This is a genomic window from Paenibacillus sp. PDC88, assembly GCF_900106725.1.
In the GTDB taxonomy this organism is placed as follows: domain Bacteria; phylum Bacillota; class Bacilli; order Paenibacillales; family Paenibacillaceae; genus Paenibacillus; species Paenibacillus shunpengii.
In genome coordinates, this window is the sequence record NZ_FNNT01000011.1 from 68,963 (window position 1) to 94,345 (window position 25,383).

General features: G+C 44.6%; 24 protein-coding genes. 2 read left to right on the forward strand and 22 right to left on the reverse strand.

The window, feature by feature from the left end; all coding sequences use genetic code 11:
• Positions 1-111: 111 nt before the first annotated feature.
• The 17 genes from BLW49_RS24275 to BLW49_RS24355 form a co-directional block, all read right to left on the reverse strand.
• Positions 112-954 (reverse strand): sugar phosphate isomerase/epimerase family protein, encoded by an 843-nt coding sequence (locus BLW49_RS24275; protein WP_090727426.1) that lies wholly within the window; start codon positions 952-954, stop codon positions 112-114.
• Positions 955-983: 29 nt separating this feature from the next.
• Complete coding sequence (gene kduD / locus BLW49_RS24280) at positions 984-1,736, reverse strand: 2-dehydro-3-deoxy-D-gluconate 5-dehydrogenase KduD (RefSeq protein WP_076315357.1); 753 nt, start codon at positions 1,734-1,736, stop codon at positions 984-986.
• A gap of 18 nt (positions 1,737-1,754) precedes the next feature.
• Positions 1,755-2,507 (reverse strand): DeoR/GlpR family DNA-binding transcription regulator, encoded by a 753-nt coding sequence (locus BLW49_RS24285; RefSeq protein ID WP_090727428.1) that lies wholly within the window; start codon positions 2,505-2,507, stop codon positions 1,755-1,757.
• Positions 2,508-2,527: 20 nt separating this feature from the next.
• A complete protein-coding gene (gene kduI / locus BLW49_RS24290; protein ID WP_047913710.1) occupies positions 2,528-3,358 on the reverse strand; it encodes a 5-dehydro-4-deoxy-D-glucuronate isomerase in 831 nt (276 codons plus the stop codon).
• A gap of 168 nt (positions 3,359-3,526) precedes the next feature.
• Positions 3,527-4,204, reverse strand: a complete 678-nt coding sequence (gene deoC, locus BLW49_RS24295; protein WP_076315355.1) for a deoxyribose-phosphate aldolase — start codon at positions 4,202-4,204, stop codon at positions 3,527-3,529.
• Positions 4,205-4,396: 192 nt separating this feature from the next.
• Positions 4,397-4,732, reverse strand: a complete 336-nt coding sequence (cyoD, locus tag BLW49_RS24300; protein WP_047913708.1) for a cytochrome o ubiquinol oxidase subunit IV — start codon at positions 4,730-4,732, stop codon at positions 4,397-4,399.
• Between the two features lies 1 nt (position 4,733).
• Positions 4,734-5,351, reverse strand: a complete 618-nt coding sequence (locus BLW49_RS24305) for a cytochrome (ubi)quinol oxidase subunit III (protein WP_047913707.1) — start codon at positions 5,349-5,351, stop codon at positions 4,734-4,736.
• Positions 5,351-7,333, reverse strand: coding sequence for a cbb3-type cytochrome c oxidase subunit I (locus tag BLW49_RS24310; protein WP_076315354.1), 1,983 nt, complete (start codon positions 7,331-7,333; stop codon positions 5,351-5,353). The genes BLW49_RS24305 and BLW49_RS24310 overlap by 1 nt, the downstream gene beginning before the upstream one ends.
• Positions 7,334-7,362: 29 nt before the next feature.
• Positions 7,363-8,274 (reverse strand): COX aromatic rich motif-containing protein, encoded by a 912-nt coding sequence (locus tag BLW49_RS24315; protein WP_076315353.1) that lies wholly within the window; start codon positions 8,272-8,274, stop codon positions 7,363-7,365.
• Positions 8,275-8,549: 275 nt separating this feature from the next.
• A complete protein-coding gene (locus tag BLW49_RS24320) occupies positions 8,550-8,822 on the reverse strand; it encodes a hypothetical protein (protein WP_047913704.1) in 273 nt (90 codons plus the stop codon).
• A gap of 366 nt (positions 8,823-9,188) precedes the next feature.
• Positions 9,189-10,538: a GH1 family beta-glucosidase gene (locus BLW49_RS24325; RefSeq protein ID WP_076315352.1), complete on the reverse strand. Its 1,350-nt coding sequence runs from the start codon at positions 10,536-10,538 to the stop codon at positions 9,189-9,191.
• 271 nt (positions 10,539-10,809) lie between these two features.
• Positions 10,810-12,510: an ABC transporter substrate-binding protein gene (locus BLW49_RS24330; RefSeq protein ID WP_076315351.1), complete on the reverse strand. Its 1,701-nt coding sequence runs from the start codon at positions 12,508-12,510 to the stop codon at positions 10,810-10,812.
• Between the two features lie 632 nt (positions 12,511-13,142).
• Entirely contained in the window at positions 13,143-14,846 is a 1,704-nt protein-coding gene (locus BLW49_RS24335) for an ABC transporter substrate-binding protein (RefSeq protein WP_090727430.1), read from the reverse strand.
• A 135-nt stretch (positions 14,847-14,981) separates the two neighbouring features.
• The gene (locus BLW49_RS24340) at positions 14,982-15,890 is read right to left on the reverse strand and encodes a carbohydrate ABC transporter permease (protein WP_090727431.1); all 909 of its coding nucleotides are present in this window, start codon (positions 15,888-15,890) and stop codon (positions 14,982-14,984) included.
• A gap of 16 nt (positions 15,891-15,906) precedes the next feature.
• Complete coding sequence (locus tag BLW49_RS24345; RefSeq protein WP_076315348.1) at positions 15,907-16,890, reverse strand: ABC transporter permease; 984 nt, start codon at positions 16,888-16,890, stop codon at positions 15,907-15,909.
• A 208-nt stretch (positions 16,891-17,098) separates the two neighbouring features.
• Entirely contained in the window at positions 17,099-18,637 is a 1,539-nt protein-coding gene (locus BLW49_RS24350; RefSeq protein ID WP_090727433.1) for a response regulator transcription factor, read from the reverse strand.
• Positions 18,630-20,366, reverse strand: a complete 1,737-nt coding sequence (locus BLW49_RS24355; protein WP_256209937.1) for a sensor histidine kinase — start codon at positions 20,364-20,366, stop codon at positions 18,630-18,632. The genes BLW49_RS24350 and BLW49_RS24355 overlap by 8 nt, the downstream gene beginning before the upstream one ends.
• A gap of 299 nt (positions 20,367-20,665) precedes the next feature.
• Between BLW49_RS24355 and BLW49_RS24360 the strand changes: the two genes are divergently transcribed.
• The gene (locus tag BLW49_RS24360) at positions 20,666-21,439 is read left to right on the forward strand and encodes an undecaprenyl-diphosphate phosphatase (RefSeq protein WP_256209938.1); all 774 of its coding nucleotides are present in this window, start codon (positions 20,666-20,668) and stop codon (positions 21,437-21,439) included.
• A 70-nt stretch (positions 21,440-21,509) separates the two neighbouring features.
• Here BLW49_RS24360 and BLW49_RS24365 read toward each other — a convergent pair whose 3' ends face one another.
• The 4 genes from BLW49_RS24365 to BLW49_RS29555 all read right to left on the reverse strand — a co-directional run bounded on the left by BLW49_RS24365 (position 21,510) and on the right by BLW49_RS29555 (position 23,976).
• Positions 21,510-21,836, reverse strand: a complete 327-nt coding sequence (locus BLW49_RS24365; RefSeq protein ID WP_090727438.1) for a thioredoxin family protein — start codon at positions 21,834-21,836, stop codon at positions 21,510-21,512.
• A gap of 51 nt (positions 21,837-21,887) precedes the next feature.
• Positions 21,888-22,796, reverse strand: coding sequence for an aldo/keto reductase (locus BLW49_RS24370; RefSeq protein ID WP_090727439.1), 909 nt, complete (start codon positions 22,794-22,796; stop codon positions 21,888-21,890).
• Positions 22,797-22,926: 130 nt separating this feature from the next.
• Complete coding sequence (locus BLW49_RS24375) at positions 22,927-23,490, reverse strand: DUF420 domain-containing protein (RefSeq protein ID WP_076315343.1); 564 nt, start codon at positions 23,488-23,490, stop codon at positions 22,927-22,929.
• Between the two features lie 285 nt (positions 23,491-23,775).
• Positions 23,776-23,976, reverse strand: a complete 201-nt coding sequence (locus BLW49_RS29555) for a hypothetical protein (RefSeq protein ID WP_143042157.1) — start codon at positions 23,974-23,976, stop codon at positions 23,776-23,778.
• On the opposite strand from BLW49_RS29555, the gene BLW49_RS24380 reads away from it, so the two are divergent.
• Positions 23,920-25,086: a cation:proton antiporter gene (locus tag BLW49_RS24380; RefSeq protein WP_090727441.1), complete on the forward strand. Its 1,167-nt coding sequence runs from the start codon at positions 23,920-23,922 to the stop codon at positions 25,084-25,086. The two genes, BLW49_RS29555 and BLW49_RS24380, sit on opposite strands and share 57 nt — an antisense overlap.
• A gap of 90 nt (positions 25,087-25,176) precedes the next feature.
• Here the strand turns inward: BLW49_RS24380 and BLW49_RS24385 are convergent, their stop codons facing one another.
• Positions 25,177-25,356, reverse strand: coding sequence for a GapA-binding peptide SR1P (locus tag BLW49_RS24385; RefSeq protein WP_090727442.1), 180 nt, complete (start codon positions 25,354-25,356; stop codon positions 25,177-25,179).
• Positions 25,357-25,383: the final 27 nt, after the last annotated feature.

Consider the following 25,383-nt stretch of genomic DNA (forward strand, 5'->3'; position numbering starts at 1 on the left):
AACGAGATGGTCCAAGAAAAAGTTTGAACTCATAAAAAAAAATCTCCTCTCATTTTGTTACATGAGAAGAGATTTTATGAATTCGGGAAAACCTTGATATCTGCTAAGGAACTAGTTGTCCGCATGCCATAAGCGACGTAAATAGGCTGCCGCATCATCTGCCTGCTCCGCGGTTACACCTTCCAGAGAGATGTCGATATGAGGCTTATACGCTTTGAGCAGTTCAAAGAATAAAGGATAATCCAATATCCCTTCGCCAGGTACAGGATTGTACTTTTTGCCGCTCACATCAAAAGCAACATCCTTCGCATGGATGGCAATCATTCGATCGTACAGCTGTTCAAACACATCTCGCAGAAAATCTGCCTGGTCCACGACATGCTCTACCTTGATCAGATTGCATGGGTCAAACAGCAGCCCAACGCTCGATGACGGAACCTCCTCGAACAAGCGCTGCATATGCTCTCTTGTATGTAAGGTATGGACAGACACGGGCTCAATGGCCACATGAACGCCCCATTTGTCCGCCTCCTCTGCGAGCTCAAGCACCGACTCACGCAGCACCTCAAATCCCTGCTCCTCGTAGGAAGTCGGATGAGTCTCTTTGTACGTGGTTAAACTTCCTGTTTCTGTGGCTACGATACTGCAGCCAAAATCACGAGCATAACGCAAATGTTCTTTGAAGCGTGCCAGCTCAGACTTCCTCGCGGCTGTATCCGGATGAACCGGGTTAATATAACAGCCCAGCACCGCTATCCGTATGCCTTCCTTGTGGAACTGCTCACCTACCCAATTGGCCAGACCCGGGCTCAGTTTACCAGTTGAAGAATCGATATCTGACAACGCCTTGGCCAGTGCAAGCTGAACCGATGTAAACCCGCTGCCGGCGATGCGAGCTGCCAGACTTGAAGTGGGCTGTTTACCAAACGTATGCGCCAGAACTCCCAGTTTCATGTTCTCGTATCCTCCTTCTTAAATGAGCATTAACGAGCGAGCCAGCCTCCGTCTACATTCAGAACGTGTCCATTCAAATAATCTGAAGCGGAGGAAGCCAAAAATACCACTGGTCCCTTCAGATCCTCCGGTGTCCCCCAGCGTCCAGCTGGAATCCGAGCTGTAATATCCTTGTAGCGATTCTCATCGTCCCTGATCTGCTGGGTGTTGTTCGTTACCATGTATCCCGGAGCAATTGCATTGACCTGTATTCCTTTACCTGCCCATTCGTTAGCCAGTGCTTTGGTTAAGCCTGCTACCGCATGCTTGCTGGCTGTATACCCCGGCACATTAATACCGCCTTGATAAGACAGCATGGAAGCAATGCTGATAATCTTGCCGCTTCCCCGCTCAATCATATGTCTTCCAGCCAGCTGGCTTAAGAAAAATACAGTGTTTAGGTTAAGGTCAATGACATCATGCCAGTCCGAGGCTCCGTGATCAGCTGCCGGCGTACGGCGGATAATTCCCGCATTATTGACAAGCACATCGATTCTTCCCTGAAACTGAAGTGCCTGTTCGAATATGGATGAAAGCTCTTCTTCTTTGCTCAGATCAGCCTGAATTCCCAATGCCTTACGGCCTAGCTGCTCAATCGCTTGCACCGTCTCTGTCGGCATGGAATGGGATACAGCAATGATATCCGCACCTGCTTCTGCAAGCCCTATGGCCATGCCTTGACCTAATCCACCGGAGGTACCGGTAACCAGTGCTACTTTACCACTTAGATCAAAATAGTTCATACTTCTCTATGCCTCCCGCTAATTATCAATCTTCACTCCCATGGTTTCGTATGGAGTCTTCATTTCATCCGTAAGTGCTTTGTCGCTGATAATCACATCGACCTCTCCGCAAGCTGCAAAAGTACGCAGTGCAAATCGACCGAATTTGTAATGATCCACTACAGCATAGACATGCTGCGCTGTGTGGATCAGTGCCTTTTTGAGAGGAACAAGATCACCCGTGTATATAGAAAAACCGAATTCAGGATGCAGAGCCGTCGTCGAAATAAACGCCTTGTGGATGTTCAAGCTGGATATAAACTGCTCCGTCTCATCACTGACCAGCATATTTCTGACCCTGGACCCGCCTGGCACCACCAGCCGAATCTGATCCTTACGGGTCAGCTCGGAAATGATGAACAGATCATTGGTGATGACCGTCAGCGGAATATTCTCCAGCAGTCGTGCCATCTCCAGTGTCGTGCTTCCTCCATCAAGAGCAATGACATCATACGGCTCGATGTAAGTCATTGCCCGCTCTGCGATTTCGATCTTCTCGGGATTGTGCTTCTCCAGCGCACCCATACTGGTCAGAATGCCATATTGATCATTCTGGGCCAGCATGGCTCCCCCGTGCACCCGCACGAGGAGACCCATGCTCTCCAGCTTGTCCAGATCCTCTCTGATGGTCTTTCCAGTCACTTCAAGGAGCTCACTTAACTCATTCACGGTCACTTCCTGCTTGGCAATGAGCAGCTCCATTATTTTTTCATGTCGTTTCATTGAGTTCATATTTCATTCAACTTTCTGTGTTATTTCAGCTCCGTCATCTTCACGCCGTCCATATCATCAAAGGTTTGATTCTCTCCTGCCATAGCCCAGCAGAACGTGTAGTTGCTCGTTCCTACACCGCTATGGATCGACCAGCTCGGTGAGATAACAGCCTGACCCTGACGAACAACCAGATGTCTCGTTTCTTCGGGCTCACCCATCATATGGAATACGACTCCATCCTCCGGAAGGTTGAAGTACAAGTACACTTCAGAACGACGATTATGTGTATGCGCAGGCATCGTATTCCACATGTTCCCCGGATCAAGCTCTGTAATTCCCATGACCAGCTGACAGCTCTTGATTCCTCCTTCATGAATGTATTTATATATGGTTCTTTCATTCGAGGTTTGAATACTGCCTAAGTGAGCCGGCGTAGCCTCCTGCTGTGTTGCCTTCGTTGTCGGGTAAGCATGATGGGCAGGTGTGGATACAAAATAAAACTGTGGAGCTTCTCCTGAGCCTGAATGGAAGATCACTTCCTTCACACCAAGGCCGATATACAGACACTCCTTGCTTCCAATCTCATACCGTACCCCATCGGCAGATACCGTTCCATGACCACCGATGTTAATGATACCGATTTCACGACGAGCCAGGAAAAAGTCCGTCCCTATATCCTTCAAATTCACTTCCAGCTTGATATCTTGAGACTCTGGCACCGCAGATCCTACGATGTAGCGATCCACATGAGAATATACGGTAACAAGTTCATCTTTGGCAAATAAGTGATCGATCAGAAATTCCTCGCGTAAACGGCTGGTATCATAGTTCTTCACTTCATTGGGATGAGCAGCATAACGGTTTTGCATTTGATATCAATCCTTTCGTATGTCATAGATTATATTAGAAGGAAGTTCATATAGGTTTATTTTAGTTTATTTAAGTCGATTTGTGTACCCTTTATCAATGAAAAATTAAAACTATGTCAAAAAAGCGACCCCTCTCGGGATCGCTTACCATTCAAATCCTATATCCGATTAGTAGCTGCTGTCAGAACGCTCACCTTTTGCAATCGCAACGCCGCCGCTTGTTCCAATACGGGTAGCTCCCGCTTGAATCATCGTTAATGCATCCTCACTGCTGCGTACCCCTCCAGAGGCCTTGACGCCTACATCAGGCCCTACCGTTTTGCGCATGAGCGCGATATCTTCCTTCGTCGCTCCACCTGTAGAGAAGCCCGTGGAAGTCTTCACAAAATCAGCACCGGCTTGTACAGCCAGCTCACATGCACGTACTTTCTCTTCATCTGTTAAGAGACAGGTCTCGATAATGACTTTGGTCAGTGCTTTCCCTTTAGCTGCGTTGACGACAGCTGCGATATCCTCGCGAACGTAATCATCATTGCCATCTTTGAGCGCACTGATGTTAATCACCATATCCACTTCGGTAGCTCCATTATTAATAGCATCCGTTGTTTCGTAAGCTTTCACTGCAGAAGTTGTTGCACCGAGAGGAAAACCAATAACAGTGCATACTTTAACCTCAGGAGTGTCTTTCAGCACTTCATAAGCAGCCGCTACAAAAGCCGGATTGACGCATACGGATGCAAACCCGTAAGTCTTTGCTTCCTCTGCCAGCTTGATAATATCCTCTTTGCGGGCATCTGCCTTAAGCAGTGTATGATCAACCAAAGGAGAAATTGCTGTTTGATTCATTATTATCGTCCTCACTATTTGTATATTTCTGTTGCTCCACATCTAATCATACCAATACTAACTAGGTTTGCAAAGGCAGGCTAGATCTATTCGTGTGCATGATCAAAAAAAGAGCACCTTGCTCGATGGTTAGAAAGGCAAGGTGCTCATTCATTATAGATTAACTTGCTAAGACTGGTTCACTAATCAGGATCAGTGAGCCACTTGATTGTTCATCATGATCCAAATCGAACCTACAACGATTGTAAGCACGAGCAGGATACCCAGAATCAGACCCATAACGTTCCATTTTGGCTTACCTGCTTCTCCATCACGAATGTGCATGAAGAATAGGAGCTGTACCCCAAACTGCAGTACCGCCATGATCAAAATGATAACCATGTTTACGGTTCTACTGAACATGTCATTCAGAACGACAACAAGCGGAATGATGGTCAGGATAATCGAGATGACATATCCAATGGTGTAAGATTTAAGTGATCCATGCTCCTCATGAGATTCATGTGCATGATTATGCTGTTCCGCCATCTTACATCACCCCCATCAGATAGACGATCGTAAGGAGGAAGATCCATACGACGTCCAAAAAGTGCCAGAATAAGCTTAAGTTCATTACTTTACCACGAATCTCAGGAGTAATTCCGCGCTTCTTCAATTGAAGAAGCAGACCGAACATCCAGAACAGACCAAACGTTACGTGAGCGCCGTGAGTACCAACCAAAGTATAGAAAGCACCGGTGAATGCGCTCGTTGTAATCAGTGCTCCGTGGTGAACCATTTCAGTGAACTCGTAAATTTCAAGACCCAGGAATGTCAGACCCAGTACGGCTGTAACAATCAGCCAGATCGTTAATCCCTTCTTATCTCCGCGGTTCATTGCCAGAATAGCAAGTCCACTCGTGAAGCTGCTCGTCAACAAGACGAATGTGTTGATAATAATGATCGTCATGTTAAACAGATCCGGCCCTTCTGGTCCGCCTGCCGTATTATCCTTCAACACGATATAGGTCGCAAAGAATACAGAGAACAGAATCAAGTCAGAGATTAGGAACAGCCAGAATCCTAAAGTCTTTAGTTCCTGTGGATCATGATGACCATGATCGTGACCGTGATCATCATGATGATTATTTACTGCTGTGTGTGCCATTATACCGACCCCCTCAAGGCTGCTTCGGTACGTCTAACTTCTTCAGCCGGAATGTAATAATCCGTGTCGTACTGGAACGAGCGTGCGAACAGAGTCGCCACCACGCCAAGCAGTCCAGGGATATACATCCACCACCAATCCCATACAAACCCGAAGCCTGCGATAAAGAAGAAGACAGACATCACGATTGGAATACCTGTGTTTTTCGGCATATGAATTGGCTCATATGTTGGCTCAGCTGTTTGCGTTTGATGAGCGCCCGTAGCTTTACGTTGTTTATCCTCCCAAAATTGATCGACAGTATCGACTTTTGGAACGAAAGCAAAGTTATATTCAGGTACCGGAGAAGGAATAGACCATTCGAGTGTACGAGCATCCCATGGATCCGCTCCGACCTTGTTTTCTTTGTATTTTCGAATACCATCTGCAATTTGCAAGAGCTGGAACAAGAAGCCGGCCCCCATCAGGAATGCCCCGACAGAAGATACCACGTTCAGCGTTGCCCAGCCTGTATCCCATCCGTATGTGTACAGACGACGAGTCATACCCATTAGACCGAGTGCGTATTGCGGCATAAATGTGATATAGAAACCAATGTTCCATGTCCAGAATGCCCAATGTCCCCAGCGGTTCGGCAAATTGAATCCGAACAGCTTCGGCCACCAGTAGTACATACCAGCAAAGTAACCGAACACGACACCACCGATCAGAACCTGGTGGAAGTGAGCGATCAAGAAGTAACTGTTATGGAACTGGAAGTCAGCCGGCGCAACGGACAGCATAACGCCTGTCATCCCCCCGATAATAAAGCACGGCAGGAACGCAATGGTCCACATCATTGGAAGCGTAAAACGAATTCGTCCGCGATACATGGTAAACAGCCAGTTAAAGACCTTGACACCCGTAGGTATCGAAATCAACATGGTCGTAATCGCGAAGAATGCATTGACATCGGCGCCTGATCCCATCGTAAAGAAGTGATGGACCCACGTGAAGAAGGACAGTACGCTGATAATCAGCATTGCAAATACCATTGATTTATATCCAAACAATCTCTTTCTTGAGAATGTCGCCACAACCTCGGAGAAGATACCAAAGGCTGGCAGAACAACGATATAAACCTCTGGGTGACCCCACATCCAGATGAGGTTGATATACATCATCGGGTTGCCCCCGAGATCCAGCGTAAAGAAATGTGTTCCTGCAAAACGATCCATGAATAGCAAGAACAAAGTAACCGTCAGAATTGGAAATGCAAACAAAATAATAATATTGGTAGCAAATACGGACCAGGTAAACATCGGCATTTTCATCCAAGTCATGCCTGGAGCACGCATCTTAATGATTGTTACAAGGAAGTTAATCCCTGTGGCGAGGGAACCGATACCGGATATCTGTATCCCCCATATATAGAAGTTCTGTCCTACCCCCGGACTAAATTCGAGCCCTGATAAAGGTGGATAACTGAGCCATCCGGCTGCAGGTGAACCCCCGATTACGAATGAAAGGTTAAACAGCATTGCACCTAGGAAGAACAGCCAGAAGCTGACAGCATTCAGATAAGGGAAAGCGACATCTCGCGCCCCGATCTGAAGAGGTACAACCACATTAAACAGACCGAACATAAATGGCATCGCCATAAACAGAATCATGATCGTTCCGTGTGTAGTAAAGACCTGGTTATAGTGATCCGCATGCAAGAATTCCATACCTGGTAAAGCCAGCTGGAATCTCATCATAAGCGCGTCCACGCCGCCGCGGAACATCATTAGAATCGCGGCCAAGATGTACATGATACCGATTTTTTTGTGGTCAACCGTTGTCAACCAGTTTTTCCAGAGCCAGCCCCATTTTTTAAAATAAGTGAGTCCGACGACAATCGCAAGTGATGCTAGGCCGATAGATACCTGTGCCCCCAAAATAAGGGGATCGCCTGTTACCAAAAACTCTGTCGTCAGGAACTCCCACAAATCACTAAACATGAATGAAGGGCCTCCTTTCGAGCTAATGTTTATTCGTGCGTTGTTGCTTCAGCAGATTCGTCTTGATCCACTACGTATTTAGTAACGATATCGTTAAACAGTCCTTCAGGAAATGCTGAGAAATATTGAACTTCCTCAACACTTGGATCAGAGAGCTGATCATAACCTTCAGCCGTAAGCGGCTGAGAGTTCAGCTTCACTTCGTTAATCCAGTTGTTGTAGTCTTCCTCGGAAACCGCATTTACATCAAATTTCATATCTGTGTAATGCTCTCCAGAGAAGTTAGCTCCTGAACCCATAAAGGTTCCCTGCTCATCGGCTTGAAGATGAAGAACCATCGCCATACCCGACATCGTGTACATTTGTCCGCCAAGTTCCGGAATCCAGAACGAGTTCATCGGTGCATCCGAAGTCAGCTCGAAACGAATCGGTGTATCTTCAGGAATCGTCAGTGTATTTACAGTTGCTACATTCGAATCCGGGTACATAAACAACCATTTCCAGTCCAGGGAGGTTACTTGAATCGTAATCGGCTCCTTATCAGACACGAGCGGTTTCGAAGGCTCTGTTGCATACGTATAGCGCACAGTGACTGCACCAAGTACAATAATGATTAGAATAGGAAGTCCCCACCATATCGCCTCGGCAACTGTGCTGTGCGCCCAGTTCGGTGAATATTTCGCTTTGTTTCCAGGTGTGTCACGATATTTCCATACAATAACACCAACCAGTATTAATGTAGGTACAATGATGATCGCACACAAAATGGTTGAAATTATGATCAAATCCCTTTGTGCCTCGCCGATCGGTCCACTTGGATCGAGTACAACGTATTTTCCGTTCTCATCTGCAAACAGTGACCATATCATAACGCCCAAGGTAACCAGCGTAATCACTACTGCAAGAATGATTTTGGAAAGCGATCTAGGTTTTTTATCCATCTTGATCCCCTCTCCTTTAATGCGCAATTACAAACGATGCTATTATCTTCCCCCTAAAGATATCAGAAATTCATGACAATAAAACGGGTGTTAACAAATTTGTCGAATTTGATCACAAATTTTGTGAATTTTTTCTCACAAATGATCTATTTCCTTGCATTCCACAACAAAAAGAGCCTTTGCCACTCAAACCATTTGGGTTTGTCGGCTAAGGCTCTTTACCAAATATACAGCGGTTTGAAACAGTCATTTCCCTCTCCCTCATACGCCTCACTTTATTGATCTTCGGTCTCTTGATCTTTTCTATGGAGATCGAGAAGGCCCATCGCTTTTCCTATAAAGTAAATGTAGACACTACCCACCAAAAAGCCTATGCCTACCATAATTCCCATGTTGCTGTTCGTCAGTGCATGAAGATTAAACAAACAGATGACTACACCTGTAATTAAGGCTACCCAGGCCATTACCGTCATCATGAACACCATGCGTACAGCTCGGTCATCCTTCTCTCGGGCAGCGCTGACACGTGCAGGTTTGTTCACAATCATCGGAAGTCAACTCCTTCTAAATTTTGTAAGTGCTTACTACATTTAATATATCACACTTCAACAAGAATTGTTCACTATTTGTTCAAAATTTAGTCAAAAATATTTCATTATTTTTGAAATTTAAGGTCAATAACCTTATTTTTACAATCCATATCTGGAATTTCTTCATTGACACTTCACATTTCCGACTTATTTTTTGGACGCTTTGGTGGTAGCTGCACCCTATATAATCCAGAATAAAGCTTTACTTTGCCTATATAGTTTATAGTTATTGATGAATAGTAAACCGGTGAAAAAGAAAAACCGCTGCAATTAGAATCTGCAGCGGTTTTCGCAATAAATGAGCCTTAGGTTAGCTCTATTTCATTATAAAGGTCTCGTTTCGAGCCAGTTGTTTCTGATCACATTTTGATACCAGTAGAAGCTCTCTTTAGGTGTTCTTACCAGCGAGCGATAATCCACATGTACGAGCCCAAATCTCATACGATACCCCTCTGCCCACTCGAAGTTATCCATCATGGACCAAGCCATGTATCCTTTAACCTGTATACCATCGGTTATAGCACGGTGGATTTGTGCGATGTGCTGCTGCAAATATGAAATACGGCGGAAGTCTTTTACCTGTCCGTTCTCCACTTCATCATTGATGCATGCACCATTTTCCGTAATGTAAATATCGATGTTACCGTACTTCTGCAAATGATGCAGTGCTTCATACAATCCACGGGACTCCACCGGCCAGCCGATATCGGTTTGAACGAGTCCCATATCGATCTGTTCAAATCCGAGTACACCGGCATCCGGATTGTAACGATCCACACTCATGGTATAGTAGTTGATTCCGAGATGATCAATCGGCTGAGAAATGATTTCCATGTCTCCTGGCTTAACGTCTACCTTAGCGCCAGCTTGTTCAAACCAGTCGACCATAAATTGAGGGTATTCCCCCTTGAAGACCGGATCAAGGAACCAGTCCGCAAACCATGCGATATGGCGTTCGCTTGCGGCTTTATCCGCTTCAGACTTACTGTAAGGGACAGCCCATTCCATATTTGGAGCGATACCGATCTTGCCTTCTATACCCAGCTCACGGAACTTCTTAACGGATTTGCCGTGAGCCAGCAGCAGACCATGCCCAACATTTAGTGCTGTTTGCAGATCTCGATTGCCTGGCGCGTGGGCACCCAGTAGGTTGGATAGAAACGCGATACACCATGGCTCATTAAACGTGAGCCAGCTCTTGATCTTACCATTAAACTCACGATACATAATCTCTGAGAACTTCACAAAAGCCTCGACCGTTATATCGCTCTCCCACCCGCCAGCGTCTTGAAGGGTTTGAGGCAAGTCCCAGTGATACAAGGTACAAAACGGCTCAATACCATTCTCAAGCAGTTTGTCTACGAAGCGGTGGTAATAATCAAGACCCGCTTGGTTGATCTCTCCGTCCCCATCTGGGAGAATACGTGACCAAGATACCGAGAATCGGTAGCTCTGAATACCTAGCTGCTTCATTAGTGCAATATCTTCTTCATAACGATGATAGCTGTCGCAGGCGATATCGCCGTTATCTCCATTAAATACTTTACCTGGTGTTTTAGCGAAGGTATCCCATATGGACGGTCCTCTGCCGTCTTCTGCAGCCGCTCCCTCGATCTGATACGCCGCTGTAGCCGTACCCCATTGAAAATCTTTAGGAAATTGAAAAATTGTCATTTTGAGCTCCCCCAACCCATCAGATTAATTGTGTTTCAAAATATACACTTCAAATTCTAAAACGTTTTCGATTACTTGAAAAAATGAAAGCTAACTGATCGCAATATCAATTAACTCCTTGAATGAAAGTGCTTACACATATTCATAAAAATTATAGTTCATAATCACCCGAAGGTCAATGAGATAACCTAATTACGAGTATAAAAATGGAGCGAAGATTATCAACTAATCTTCGCTCCATTGAGGTTTTACCTTTTAATGTGTGAAATAATTAAAGGTCTTTTCCTGTCCACAATTCTACACGAGCCTTAACCCACTCTGTGTATTGTTTTTCCATTTCTACAGCGCCTGCTTTATCAATCTCTTGCAGCATAGTGTCATAGATTTGGTCAAATTTATCCGGTGTAGATACAATTGCTTCAGGAATACGCTTCTGAATAATGTCTTGTGTCTTCTGGAAAGTTACTTCGTAATCCGTACCCGATGGTACCGGCATATTGTAAGCTGCTCCCCACTCTTTAACTGGGAAATCATCCTTAGATGGGAACAGATCCTTCCATGTGTCTACACCATATCCAGCAAGTGTTTCCTTCTCAACTTCGTTGTAATTTTTGATAATCTCTTCTGGGAAGTTTGTTGTGTAATAGTTGCCGGATGGATCTTTCACTCCGTCACCATAGCGTGCACTAAATATGCTGTAAAGACCGATTCCTGTTTCTTTTGTAAAGTTTGAGTTGTCATTGTTCTTGCGTTCCTGAACATCAGCTGGGATCTTACGAACCCCATCTTCTACAACATAATGTTCTCCTTCAATTCCCCAGTTACGGAGCACTTGAGCTTCATCAGATGCAAGCCAGTCAAGGAATTTGATTGTACGTACGGGGTCTTCATTACTTACTGTAATACCAATACCATAAGCATCAAGTCCAGTGTCCTGGAAGTCAGCACGCTTATATGTCTCATCAAGAGTTACTGGGTAATGACCATAAGTCTCATCATATTTACCGGCTGATTTCAGAGCATTCTCAGCATCGCCATATGCCCAGTCTTGGTCAATCAGACCAAGTACACGACCACTTGCGATTTTCGCTTTGTATTGGTCATCTTTTTGAATAAAGCTGTCTTTATCAAGAAGACCTTCATTGTACATTTTATTCAACCAGCGGAAATATTCTTTCTCTTCTGGACGTTTGTAATGAAGCATCGCTTCATAAGTTTCGGGATTGATGTAGTATTCGCCGTCGTCAGGAGCACCTGTTGCAGCAAATGCTGGGTTTGTAACTGTAATCATGATTCTCCAGCCATCTGCACTAAGTGTAAGCGGAATCGTTGGCTGTCCATCTTCCGTTGTTGGATGCTTCTTGTAATACTCACGCAGAGCATTCTCGAAATCTTCCAATGTTTTGATCTCAGGGTATCCAAGTTCTTTAACTACTTTATGCTGAAGGTTGAAACCGCCGCCTGCATCAAAGTTAGTTTGCCCAACACCCGCATTCGTTGGAATAGCATAGATTGCTGGATCCTCATTGCTGTATTTCAGTCGGTCCATTTGACCTTCATATAGCTTCTTCAAATTAGGTGCATGTTCTTCAATCAGATCTGTCATGTCAATCATTGCACCTGCATCAACCAGCTTAGACAGGTTACCTTTAGGGAAAATCAGGTCAGGATATTCTCCACTCGCTGCCATAAGGGCAATCTTGTCATTACCGCCGCCACTGGAAATATCATATTCCGCATTGATCGTAACGCCTGTTTCTTCGATAATTTTCTGTCCAACTGCATCCTGCATCTTATTCCAGTTTGGACTTGCATCCGCACCGAAGAAAGTTAATGTGATTGGCTCAGTAGAGTCAGATGTACCTTCTGTTCCTGTGCCTGAACCCTCATTTGTATTTCCGCAGGCAGCAGTAAACAACATTGTGCTTGCAAGCAGCAACATAGCGATTGTCTTTGGCGCTTTGTGCTTCATTTGCTGTAATCCCCCTTAAAAAAATCTTTTATATGCATAACAGGTTTCCCTGTATATACCGATAATGAAAAAAGAAATAACATGAATTATTAAATATTACATATAAAGCGCTTAAATAAAGTAGAAAATGGGTTGATAAGCTAATAATTGTGTTACTTTTGAGGAAAAAAGTTTAATAATTGAGTTTAATCTAAGTTGAGGAGAACGTTTTCGAAACAAGGTAATGTAAGTGCTTTCAATATATTCATTGTATGAAATTCCCTTCAATAAGTCAATCTATTTTTTCATATTATTAATAACTTTTTTCGAATGATATTTGTAGACATTTGGGTCCGTTGATCAACATCAAAGAGCTGCTTTTAAAGGTCATATTTCAGTCAATCCAACTAGGAAGCATAAGCACTTGACCCAGGAATTTTACATATTTCTGTCCGGAGCATCATGTTTAAACGTTTTCGGTTAAATAGTTCTTCATTTTATTAATATTCGATTACTATATATGTAAATATAATTAGATTATCGACTTTAATGTAAATTATTAATAAAAATAGAACAAAGAGACTTATATAGAAATATAAAAGTCTCTTTGTTCTTAACAATTGCGCATTATGAGCTCAGTTTATTTGACCTAATTATTCTGCGGCTGCGTTACTTCCGTTCCACAGCTCTACTCTTTGCTTAATCAGCTCAGTATACTCTGCTTCCATTTCAGTTACGCCAGCTTTGTCCAGCTCAGTCAGCATGGTATCGTACACAGAATCAAACTTGTCTGGTGAAGTCAAGATTGCTTCAGGGATACGTTTTCTGATAATATCTTGTGATTTCTGAAATGCAACACTGTAGCTTGATCCAGATGGTACAGCCATATTATAAGCAGCACCCCATGGTTTTACAGGGAATTCGTCTTCTTTCGGGAACAGGTCCTTGTAAGTCTCAGCTCCGTATTGCTCCAGCGTTTTCTTGTCTGCTTCTGAATAGGAAGCAACAATCTGCTCTGGATAGTTGGCTGTGTAATAATTGCCTGTAGAATCCTTCACGCCGTCACCATAGTGCGGTGCAATATTTCCATACAAGCCAATCCCCGTTTCTTTCGTAAACGGTCCTGCATTGTTGTTCTTCTCACTCAGCACTTCTTCAGGAATGACACGTTGTCCATTCTCATCTACGTTGTAGTGCTCGCCTTCGATACCCCAGTTAATCAGAATTTGACCTTCTTCAGAAGCCAGATAGTCAAAGAACTTGATTGTACGTACTGGATCCGGATTTGATGTAGAGATACCTACGCCCCATCCAGATTGGAAACCTGTGTCTTGGAACGTATGATCCAAGATGTCCTCAGACATCGTTACAGGGAATGTCGCATAAGTTTGGTCATGTTTCCCTTGAGTTTTCAGTGAGTTCTCAGCATCCGCATAACCCCACTCTTGGTCGATCAGACCAAGTACACGACCACTGGCAATTTTGGATTTATACTGATCCGATTTTTGTACAAAGCTTTCTTTATCAATCAGACCCTCGTTATACAGCTTGTTTAACCAGCGGAAGTATTCTCTTTCCTCAGGACGTTTAACATGCAGCATGGCTTCAAAAGTATCTGGATTGATGAAGTATTCACCGTCATCATGCGCTCCTGTTGCCCAGAATGCCGGGTTCGTTACTGTAATTTGAATTCTCCAGTCGTCTGCATCCAGCGTCAATGGAATAGTAGGCTGTCCATCTGTTGTCGGATGAAGCTTCATATAATCCTTCAAGGCTTTCTCGAAATCTTCTGTTGTACGAATTTCAGGATATTCCAGTTCTTCAAGCACACGGTGCTGCAGCTTGAATCCACCTGTCGCATCAAAATACTGTTGACCTACACCTGCATAGGTTGGGAGCACATAGATGGATTCATCTTCAGTGCTGTACTTCAAGCGATCCCAGTACTCTCCATATAGAGCTTTAATGTTAGGTGCGTATTCCTCAATAAGGTCTGTCAGGTCGATCAAGGCACCTGCATCGACAAGCTTATTCACTTCACCTTTGGCAGAAATGATATCTGGATACTCACCGCTCGCTGCCATAAGTGCAACCCGGTCTTGTCCTCCGCCCGTTACAGCAAACTCACCATTCAGAGTAACGCCTGTAGCTTCGGTGATTTTTTTACCAACTGCATCTTGCATTTGATTCCAGTTTGGTGAAGCATCAGCACTGAAGAAATCAAACGTTATTGGTGAAGTATCATTACTTGTATCTTCATATTCACCACTGCCATTGCTTCCCCCGCCGCATCCTGCGGCCAGAAGAGACATTCCAAGTAAAGGTACAATTGCAAATTTCGTTGTTTTGCTAGGCATTTCTAAAGTTCCTCCCCAAATTACGCACTATCTTTTTTATCCAATCCAACATGTTATATTTATCTCTCTATCTGTATCTATCTGTATCTTTTCTAATTTTACGTTTCTTGACCTCAATCTATCCAAATGGAGGGATTAGGCTTTAACTGCACCCAGTGTCATACCGCCAACGAAGTACTTCTGAAGGAACGGATAGACCACAAGGATCGGAACAGTAACGACAATAGTGATTGCCATCCGGATGGATTCCGGTGAAATATTGGCCATTTGCTGTGCCATATCATTCGCATTAACTGTAGAGCCACTGCCTTGCTGTGTACTTTGAAGGACCTTCATAAGCTCGTATTGAAGGGTCGTGAGCTCCGGCTTTGAACCATTGTACAAGTAAGTATCAAACCAGGAGTTCCACTGTCCAACGGCCAGGAACAATGCAATTGTCGCAAGTACCGGCTTACAGAGCGGAAGAATGATTTTGTAATAAATTTTGAAGTCATTGGCTCCATCGAGCTTGGCCGATTCTTGAAGCGCGTATGGAAGACCATCAATAAAGGAACGAATAACGAATACGTTAAATGCACTGATCAGAGCTGGGAAAATGTAAATCCAGAACGTACCGATCAAGTTAAGATCTCTCATCAGGATGTATCCTGGAATCAAACCGCCAGAGAAATACATCGTAAGTGCCAGGAACGTAGACACGAATTTCTTCGCTCTAAAGTCAGGACGAGCGAGTGTGTATGCTACCATGGATGAACTCAAGAGCCCAAGCACGGTTCCGACAATCGTTCTAGCCAGGGATACCTGAGCACCTTGGATCAAGCCGTCATATTGGAAAATCGTTGCGTAATTCTCAAGTGTAAATTCACGAGGCCACAAGTAGATTCCACCGCGAACAGTATCCGTTGATTCGTTAAGTGAGATTGCCAGTACGTTCAAGAACGGATACAGAGTCACAATAAGAATCGTAGCCATAACAACGTAGTTCGCTACGTCAAAAACTTTCTCCGAAGGTGTAGCGTTAAATGCTTTGTTAGCTTTAGACACACTTCCTTCCCCCTTTCTACATGATGCTCTCTTTAGTAAATTTCTTGAAGAGTCCGTTTGCAGTGAACAACAGGATTACGCTGACCACAGAGTTGAATATACCTATTGCTGTACCGTATGAGTACCTGCCCATCTGCAAACCATAATTCAGAGCATAGAGATCGAGTACTTCCGAGTAGTCCGTTACCAAGCTGTTTCCTAGCAAGAATTGTTTCTCGTAACCAATACTGATCAAGTGACCGATCGACATGATGAATAGTACGGAGATGGTAGAACGGATACCAGGCAAAGTGATATGCCACATTTGTCTCCAGCGGCTTGCACCATCGACGCGGGAAGCTTCATACAGCTCCTGATCGATACCTGTAATCGCTGCCAGATAAATAATTGCGTTCCATCCCATTTCCTTCCACAAGTCGGAAGCGGTTACAATGTACCAAAATAGGTTCCCCTGTGCCATAAACTGAATCGGCTCATCAACAATATTAAGTGCGACTAAGATATCATTGATAATACCGCCGTCTGTGGACAGCATTTTCGTTACAATCCCGGCTACAACGACCCAGGATACAAAGTGAGGCAAGTATGATACCGTTTGCACGGTTCTCTTGAAAAATTTCCCGCGTAGCTCATTAAGCAGGATAGCGAAGAATATCGGGAATACGAAACCGACAACTAGTCCCATCAAACTCATGGCCAATGTATTTCTTAGTACAAGGTAGAACCGATCGTCACTGAACAACTCGACGAAATGTTTGAACCCTACCCAATCCTGCTCGAAAAAGCCTTTTGCTGGCTTAAAGTCTTGAAATGCCATGGTCCATCCCCATAGCGGCAGGTAGTTGAATACGAACACCCATGCAACGAAAGGCATGGACATCAGCAGCAAATACTTTTGGTCTTTCACTGTCTTCCAAAAGTTATTAGGCCCTTTCCGCTTCGCTTTCGTAGCGGGTGACTCCTTGGAATCCGTGGAAGCGGGCTGTGTTAGCGTTTCCATGAAATGACCCCTCCTCTGTTTGATAACTTAATGATACTCCAACATTTTGAAGAGAAATACCCAATGGATTTAATATAATTTCATATAAAAATTAGAGATGTGTCGTCGAATCGTTATATAAAATGTCTAAAAATGAGGGTATTCAAATGAGCGGTTTGAACTACCGTATTTCATGCAAAAACGTTTTCTGTTTTCATGGAAAGACCGCCTAGCTTTGATCCCTGGATTGCTCCCGGTAAGCAGACGGTGACACACCAACATACTTTTTGAATTTACTATGAAAATAATCCACATTTGCATATCCAATGGTAGCAGACACTTGATGGACCTTAAGACCCTCAGACAGCAGCTCCTTCGCCCGCTCCATGCGAACTTTGTCGACAAATACGTTAAAGGATTCTCCTGTGTAATTTTTGAACAGCTTGCCTAAATAGCTGCTATTATAATTGAAGACTTCGGCAAGCACTTCGAGCTTGAGGTGATCCCCTGGATTTCGTTTAATGAAATCGATCATTTGCTTAATTACCGTATCCTTGCTGTTGCCGCCCAGTTGAGAAATGACTTTTACAAACTGAATATTCAAAGTCTCTAACAGATCGTAAAGCGTGGGCTGCCGGTATAAAGCCGCCAGCATAGCCGTATGCTCTGTCGCGATGCTCTTGGCTTCTTCATGATTCAAAGACAGCTTATTCAGCGCTAATGCGGCTATTTGAGCCGTGATTTTTTTGATGTCACCTTCGGTAAAACGGTTCTTGGTTACGATCTCTTCTATCTCTGACAATACCCGGGTAAGAAGGTCCTTGCTTCTAATGTCCAGCGCATAATACAGCTTATCAGCCAGTTCATGTTCATTCATCGTACTTGCCTGTTCAAATTCCTCACCCGGCTCATGCACGTCGGACAGAAGCAGTATACTTCTTTCTTTTGCGAAGAATCGCCGCTCAATCGTAATTAATGCCTCACGGTAAGACTGTTCAAGCTCCCGGACACGATCGACAGGACGGCCTGCAGCAATATATATCATAGTAGAGTAACGTTTAAGCACCGTTACGATCCCTTCATATAAACGGCGGGCTTCCTCTTTGGACAGCACCGGCTCCCGGAGCAAGATCCCGACATATTTGCCTGCATTAAATACGACTCCGCGCTGTGAGGAATTCAGCATCTCTGCCACTTCCCGTTTCACTTCGGTTAGGAATAATGTAGAATCGTCATACAGTTCAAGGAGAAGTACTTGATAGCTTGGAGAATGAAGCCCCCATTCCTTCAGCTGCTCATCTTCCCAGACTTGTCCATCAAAGATAATAGACTCAATGAGATGCTCTCTGTAGAACAGCTCTTCGTTTGAGGTCCGCTGCTTGATCTTCTCCTCTTTGTCCAGCATTTTCTTGATTCGTTCCAGTTCCTCTATCATTTCTTCTTCGTCCACCGGCTTAAGCAAATAGCCATCTACGCCGAAGCTGATTGCCTTCTTGGCATAATCAAAATCAGCATGACCGCTTAAGATTAGAAAATGGCCCTTTTTTCCTTCTTCAAACAGCTGTTCTATCACTTCAAGACCTGTCATTCCAGGCATTCGAATATCAAGTATCATCAGATCCGGCTGAAGCTCATGATATTTCTCCACAGCTTCTCTTCCATTAGAAGCCGTATCAATGATTTCATAACCCTGTGCTTCCCAATCAATGATCGTCTTCAGCCCTTCTCTGATCATCGGTTCGTCATCTACAAGTATTACGCTATACATTCAGGCTGCCTCCTTTGGGAACAGTAAAATAAATTTCTGTACCTACTCCATATTCGCTATGAATATTTAATCCGTGCTCTTCGCCATAAGACAATGTTAATCGCTGATGAACATTTCTTAGGCCAATACGGCTCTTTTCTTCCTCATCCGGACCTGCAATGGAAGTAAGTACTTCCGCAAGCCGTTCCTCGGTTATGCCGACGCCATTATCTTTTACGCATATTCTAAGCAGCTTCTCGTCCAAATTTTGAATCTCGACCTCCACTTTAACGCCCTCTTCCTGATTCTCGAGTCCATGCACAATCGCATTCTCAACGAGAGGCTGGATGATCAGCGGAGGGATGTATATTTTATCAGCAGACTTGTCCAGCCGCAATTCGAAATCCAGGCGATCTTCATAACGGAATTTTTGAATCTGCAGATAAGATTGCACAATCTCCATCTCGGCTTTGACGGTCGTATGTCCGCTGCCGATCTCCAAATTTTTGCGCATCAGCTTCCCGAGCAGCCGAACGATATTCGCAATTTCGACCTCTCCTTTAATATGTGCCTTCATCCGAATGGACTCCAGCGCATTAAAGAGAAAATGCGGATTGATCTGGCTTGCCATCATTTTGAGCTTGATTTCCTTCTGGGCGATCTCGAGCCGGTTGTTCTGTTCACTGGTCTCAACGACTTGAGTCATCAATTGATCAATGCTCGACACCATGGAATTAAATTGTCGTGACAGCTGACCTATCTCATCATTTCCGTCAATATTGGATACGACTTTCAAATCCCCGAGGGCGACCCGGTTGATCTGGCGGCTTAATCCAAGCATGCGCTTTGTCGTTAAGAACGAAATAACATAGACAAATGCCAGTGCCACCAGCAGTACCAAGCCGATAAAGAGCATACCAATTATGCTGATCTTGTTCGCATCATTAACGATGCTCTTGTTGGAGAAGACTGAGACAATTTGAAATCCATTCATGCTGGAAGCGGGAAGCAGCTCATCGACTATAATTTTGGAAGGCTCGTTCTTTACATCCGTATCAATAATCCCCGTCACTTGGCTGCTAAGATTCACTCCAATATCCAGAGAGTCAAAGGTTCGTCCCACCAGGCTTATATCTTTGGCTGCGACAATGTATCCCTGACTGTCTACAATCATCGTGTCAAAGGGTTCCTGGCTTAATATGTTGTTGATCTCATAACGATTAATGAGCACCATCAGCACACCCTGACTTTGATATTCAGGAAAATGTACCCTTCTGACCAGTGCCAAGGCATCCGCCGGATTATCAGGTGTCGACGGAACATAGAACCAACCGATGCTTCTTGCATGAATCGCTTGATCAAACCACTGGGCTTCCTCAATCTGATCCGTCACCGGGATAAACTCCAGATTGTTCACGAGAGTGGGATTATAGGTGAAGAATCGGATCGCAGACAGCTCCCGGTATTGCTGAAGATACTCATTGAACAGATCGAAGGCATGATAGGTCTTTGTCAGCTCGAGGATGCTGGAGTATTCCGTATTCACAACGGTTTCCAGTTCCTTGTTGAACAGCAGGAGATTTGATATATCTGTCGGCACCCTAAGAAATGTGGAGGCCTGATTTTTAATCCGATCTACGTTGTTTCGAGCTTGCTCTATCGCTTGGTCCATCGCCTGCTGCCGAAAATAATAAGTCACCCCTATACCGATGATCAGCACAGGAATCATGACGACAAGAACGTAACTCATCAGAAGCTTGTGCTTCAGCTTCGTATTATTATTAAGCCGTACAAGCCATGACAGCAAAGGATTCACCCCTATATCTAATTCTAAGCGCTTACACAAAAGAGAGCTTGCTTCACCTATCATATCACAAAAAGTCGACCTGCAAAGTGACTAGTTTCGACATAAATCAACAATTACTACTGGTTCTGTCTTCCCGGTAAGACGAGTAGTATATAAAAGATCAATTCCTGCTGGGAGCACGGAATCACACATCCCAAGTGACTTAAGGAGGACATGCCGTGGATATTTTATCTTCCATCATTATGGGGATTATTGAAGGCCTGACTGAATTCTTGCCTGTGTCTTCAACCGGACATATGATCCTGACTGCTCACTTGCTTGGCTTATCTACCGATGAAGAAAGTGTAAAAACCTTCGAGGTTGTTGTCCAGCTTGGTGCAGTGCTTGCTGTTGTCGTATTATATTGGCACACCTTTATTGATTTATTCAAAACCAAACCGTTAGACCGCACGGTTCCGCGACTGAACCTGCTCCATATTTTTCTGGCGATGGTGCCTGCTGGTGTTGCCGCCGTGCTCCTGCGCGATGTCATCAAAACGTACTTGTTCGGACCCGAAACGGTCGTGTACAGCTTGGTTGCCGGGGGCCTGCTGATGATCGCTGCTGAGAAATGGCACAAAAAGCCCACTGCGGTTACGATCGACGATATTACCTACAAGCAGGCATTCACAATCGGATTATTCCAGATTCTCGCATTATGGCCTGGTTTCTCAAGATCCGGTTCAACGATATCCGGCGGGCTGCTAGCCAGAGTCAGCCATACGGCGGCCGCTGAGTTCACCTTTCTCGTATCCGTACCGATCATGTTTGCTGCAACACTGCTAGATCTCATGAAGAGCGCATCCTACTTATCTGTCAGCGATATTCCTTATTTTGCAGCCGGACTAATTACTTCTTTTGCTGTAGGTATGCTCGCCATAAGAACCTTTCTTCATTTATTAAAAAGACTCAAGCTGTCTACCTTTGCCTATTATCGTTTTGGACTTGCTCTGGTCATCCTTGTCTTCGTGCTGTAAAAAAAAACCTCCCTGCTGTTCAATCGAACAGCAGGGAGGGCACCTCGTCAGGGCATAAAAATCAGCTATTTTACAGCTTGGATTCTAGTGTTTCAAGATACTCCGACACCTGAGCAGGAGTCTTTGCCCATTTACTATGCAGATGAGCAATCTTCTCTCCGTTCTTGAACACGAGCAGGCTTGGAATACCCCGGACCTGGTTCTCGTCAGCCACCGGCATAAGCTTCTCCGCATCTATAGCGTAGAATTGTTTATCTTGATGCTGGTCGATGACATCGCCAATGAATCGGTCCATATTTTTGCAATCCGGGCACCATGTCGTATCAAATTTGATAACGGTCAGCTGATCCCCTTGAATAAGCTCTCTGTATTGTTCTTCTGTTTGTATTCTCTCCATTTTGCAAATTCCTCTCTTATGGTTCTAGTTATATAATATATCCGCTGACCCTTAACGGTGCTGCGTATATAGGTTTGCGTTGGTCATTTCTCGAAGCAGTTCGTATTCCGCCTCTGTGAACAAAGGGGCCTCTGCGGCACTGATATTCTCAAGCAGCTGAGTACGCGAGCTTGCACCAGGAATGACAGTCGCCACCGCTGGATGATGAAGTGCATAACGAATAGCCGTTTGAGACATGCTTCGCTGTTCACTCACTAAAGGACGAAGCTGATGACGAATATCGGTAATCTGAGCCGCTGAATAATCCAAGAAACCCTTCGCTGCTTTGTCATCTCTGCCATCGGCAAGCGCCCCACTCGCAATCGGTCCTCTCGCAATTACGCTGATTCCATGTTCATCCAGCAGAGGATATACCTCCTCTTCACCACGGCGATCCAGCAGGCTATATTGGCTCATGACACTGACGATTTGAGAATGCTGAACATACTCTCTGATTACGTTTGGCCGAATCGAGGATATTCCGTAATAACGGATAACGCCTTCCCGCTTCAATTGTTCGAACGCTTCAATCGTTTCTTCCATGTTGTCCTCTAACGTACCTCCGTGCAGCTGGTACAAATCTATATAATCCGTCTTTAATCTTCGCAGACTCTCTTTGACCGCGGAGAGGATGTGCTGTTTACTTGGATCCCAGGTTAAACCGGACTGTCCGGGGACACGAACGTTCCCTGCCTTGGTAGCCAGAATAATATCTTGTCTGCGGCCTTTCAGTGCACTGCCTACGATTTCTTCATTTCGTCCATCATCATAAATATCCGCTGTATCCAGAAAATTAACGCCGCGATCGAGTGCTTCATGAATAAGCGATACCGCTTTATTCTCATCCGTCCCGAGCGACATGCAGCCTAGTCCAATCTCACTCACTAAGAGATCTGATGAACCGAGTCTGTTCTTCTTCACGGTGCGTTTCCCTCCTCTATGACGAAATATCAATGAGATTCTATTGTAGCATGTCCTTATCATTAAACAAAAAAAAGGACCGGAATCTCCTTCCAGACAGAAGGAAATTCCGGCCTCTTCGTATTCTTTATTAATAGTAAGGTGCCATAAACAGATAGACGATAACCCCAGTAATACTTACATAGAGCCAGATCGGCATCGTCCAGCGTGCAATCTTCTTATGCTTCTCCACCTGCATCGTCCAGCCCCATACCAGGGAGAACAAGGCTAGAGGGACGATTACAGCCGCCAGGAAGCTGTGGGTAATCAAAATCGTAAAGTATATAGGGCGAATGATCCCTTCTCCCCCGAACTTGGCAGACTCAGGCGATATATAATGAAAAGTTAAATAGGTTACCAAAAACAATAATGTGGAAGTAAAAGCAGCAAGAATAAACCCCTTGTGAATTCTAATGTTCTTCTTCATGATTGCAATCAGGGCTGCAACCAGAAAAATAAAAGTAAAGCTGTTCAGCACAGCATTGATTCTTGGAAGAATCGTATAATCAAAGCTGATTTCACCACTGTAGCCGACGGGACCGAAGAATAGTACTAAAATAATAATATTTGCGATAAGGGAAACGGTTAAAATAATTCCCGCGAAATTCTTTTTGCTCGTCGGGACGTACCCGCCTTCCCCGAGATTTTTGCCCATACTTACGCGTATCCTCCTCTGTGAGTAAATGCTTATCCTAATTATATACTGCCATACTCTAGGTGTTAAGTGACAACACTTCGAACAATCACTCTATACGGGTTCTAGCTTCTGTTTCATAGTATAGATTTATACTCTATAATCGATCTACCGAAAAAACATGTCTTTTCAATCTCAATTTCAAGCAGTATAATAAGCTGAGTTATTGCTCACAATCACATACGTAGTTTTATTTATAGGGGGAGTCTGGCACATCAGGTATCTCTCTGTCTTTTTTGAGGCATATCAACGGCTCCTTACGCCAGATATGCCTTTTTTCTTGTCTTGGATTGGGTTACAACCCGTGCTGTCCGGACAATATATCGTTATGATAACTTCGTTGTGATTCGCTCGCAAACTCGACAATTTGACTTTAGAAAGGAGATCACTATGGAGTTTATTCTGCATCTTGTACTCATTCTTATCTTCACCAAACTGGCAGGACATCTGTCCGTGAAGCTGGGACAGCCATCCGTACTGGGGGAATTGATTGCCGGGGTTATACTCGGACCCGCAGTACTTGGATGGGTGCATCAGACTTCATTCATACAAGAGTTTGCGGAGATTGGGGTCCTCGTCCTCATGTTCATCGCAGGTCTAGAAACCGATCTGGATCAGCTGCGAAAAAACTGGAAGGCTGCTTTTGCCGTTGCGGTCGGCGGGGTCATCATCCCCTTCTTTGGCGGTTATGGATCAGCTGTCGCCTTCGGCATGGATCAGCATCATGCGCTGTTCTTCGGTTTGCTCTTCTGTGCAACCTCAGTCAGCATTTCCGTACAAACGCTTAAGGAGATGAACAAGCTGAGTTCCAGAGAAGGAACGACGATTCTTGGTGCTGCCGTTGTAGACGATATTCTCGTCGTTGTCCTCTTAGCTGTCATGATGAGTGTACTTGGAGCCGGAGAATCCGTCAGCCTCGGGACACTGATCGGCAAGAAGGTTCTGTTCTTTGTCGTTATTATTGCAGCAGCCATTTGGGCTGTTCCACTTCTTATGAAATGGCTGTCGAAGCTGAAGGTGGCTGAAACGGTCATCTCTGCCGGCGTCATTATCGCACTTGCCTTTTCCTATTTTGCTGAATGGATGGGCGTTGCGGGGATTATTGGAGCCTTCGCTGCAGGGATTGCCATCTCGCAAACTGACTACAAGCATACGGTGGAGAACAAACTGGAGCCCATCGCGTACAGCTTGTTCGTCCCTGTGTTTTTTGTCAATATCGGGCTTAATGTCAACTTTGAAGGTGTCGGATCTCAGCTCGGATTTATTGTCGTCATCAGTGTGATTGCGATTATAACTAAGCTGCTAGGGGGCGCGCTGGGTGCTGGTCTGACTGGGTTCAACCGACATTCTTCCTTTGCTATAGGCACAGGCATGATCTCTAGAGGAGAAGTGGCTCTCATCATCGCAGGAACAGGGCTCAGTTCGGGACTGCTTGCTGCCGAGTATTACACCTCGGTTATTATCATGGTGATCGTGACAACCCTGGTAACTCCTCCTCTGCTTAAAATCATGTTCTCAGAGAAACGAGAGAGCAAAAAAGAAGTTTCTTCCGTTTAAAAATATAAAAGAGCAGAGGGTTCGCTTTTATGCGTCCTCTGCTCTTTTATTGCCCGCGTATTTTATAGTGAGATCACTATGAATGAGGATTTATGGATTGTCGTCAAGATACTGCTCATATTCCGAATTCAATCGCTTCTCCTTACAGTGGATTGATCCGCAGTTTGAATAAAAAACCTGTACACGATTTGTTTCCTGTACGCCAAGCTCATTGTGGCAGTCCCGGCATAAAATAACACCCAGCGGAATTGAGCCCTTATTGTTCTCCACTACAAGTACCTCCTTGATTGTAAGGTG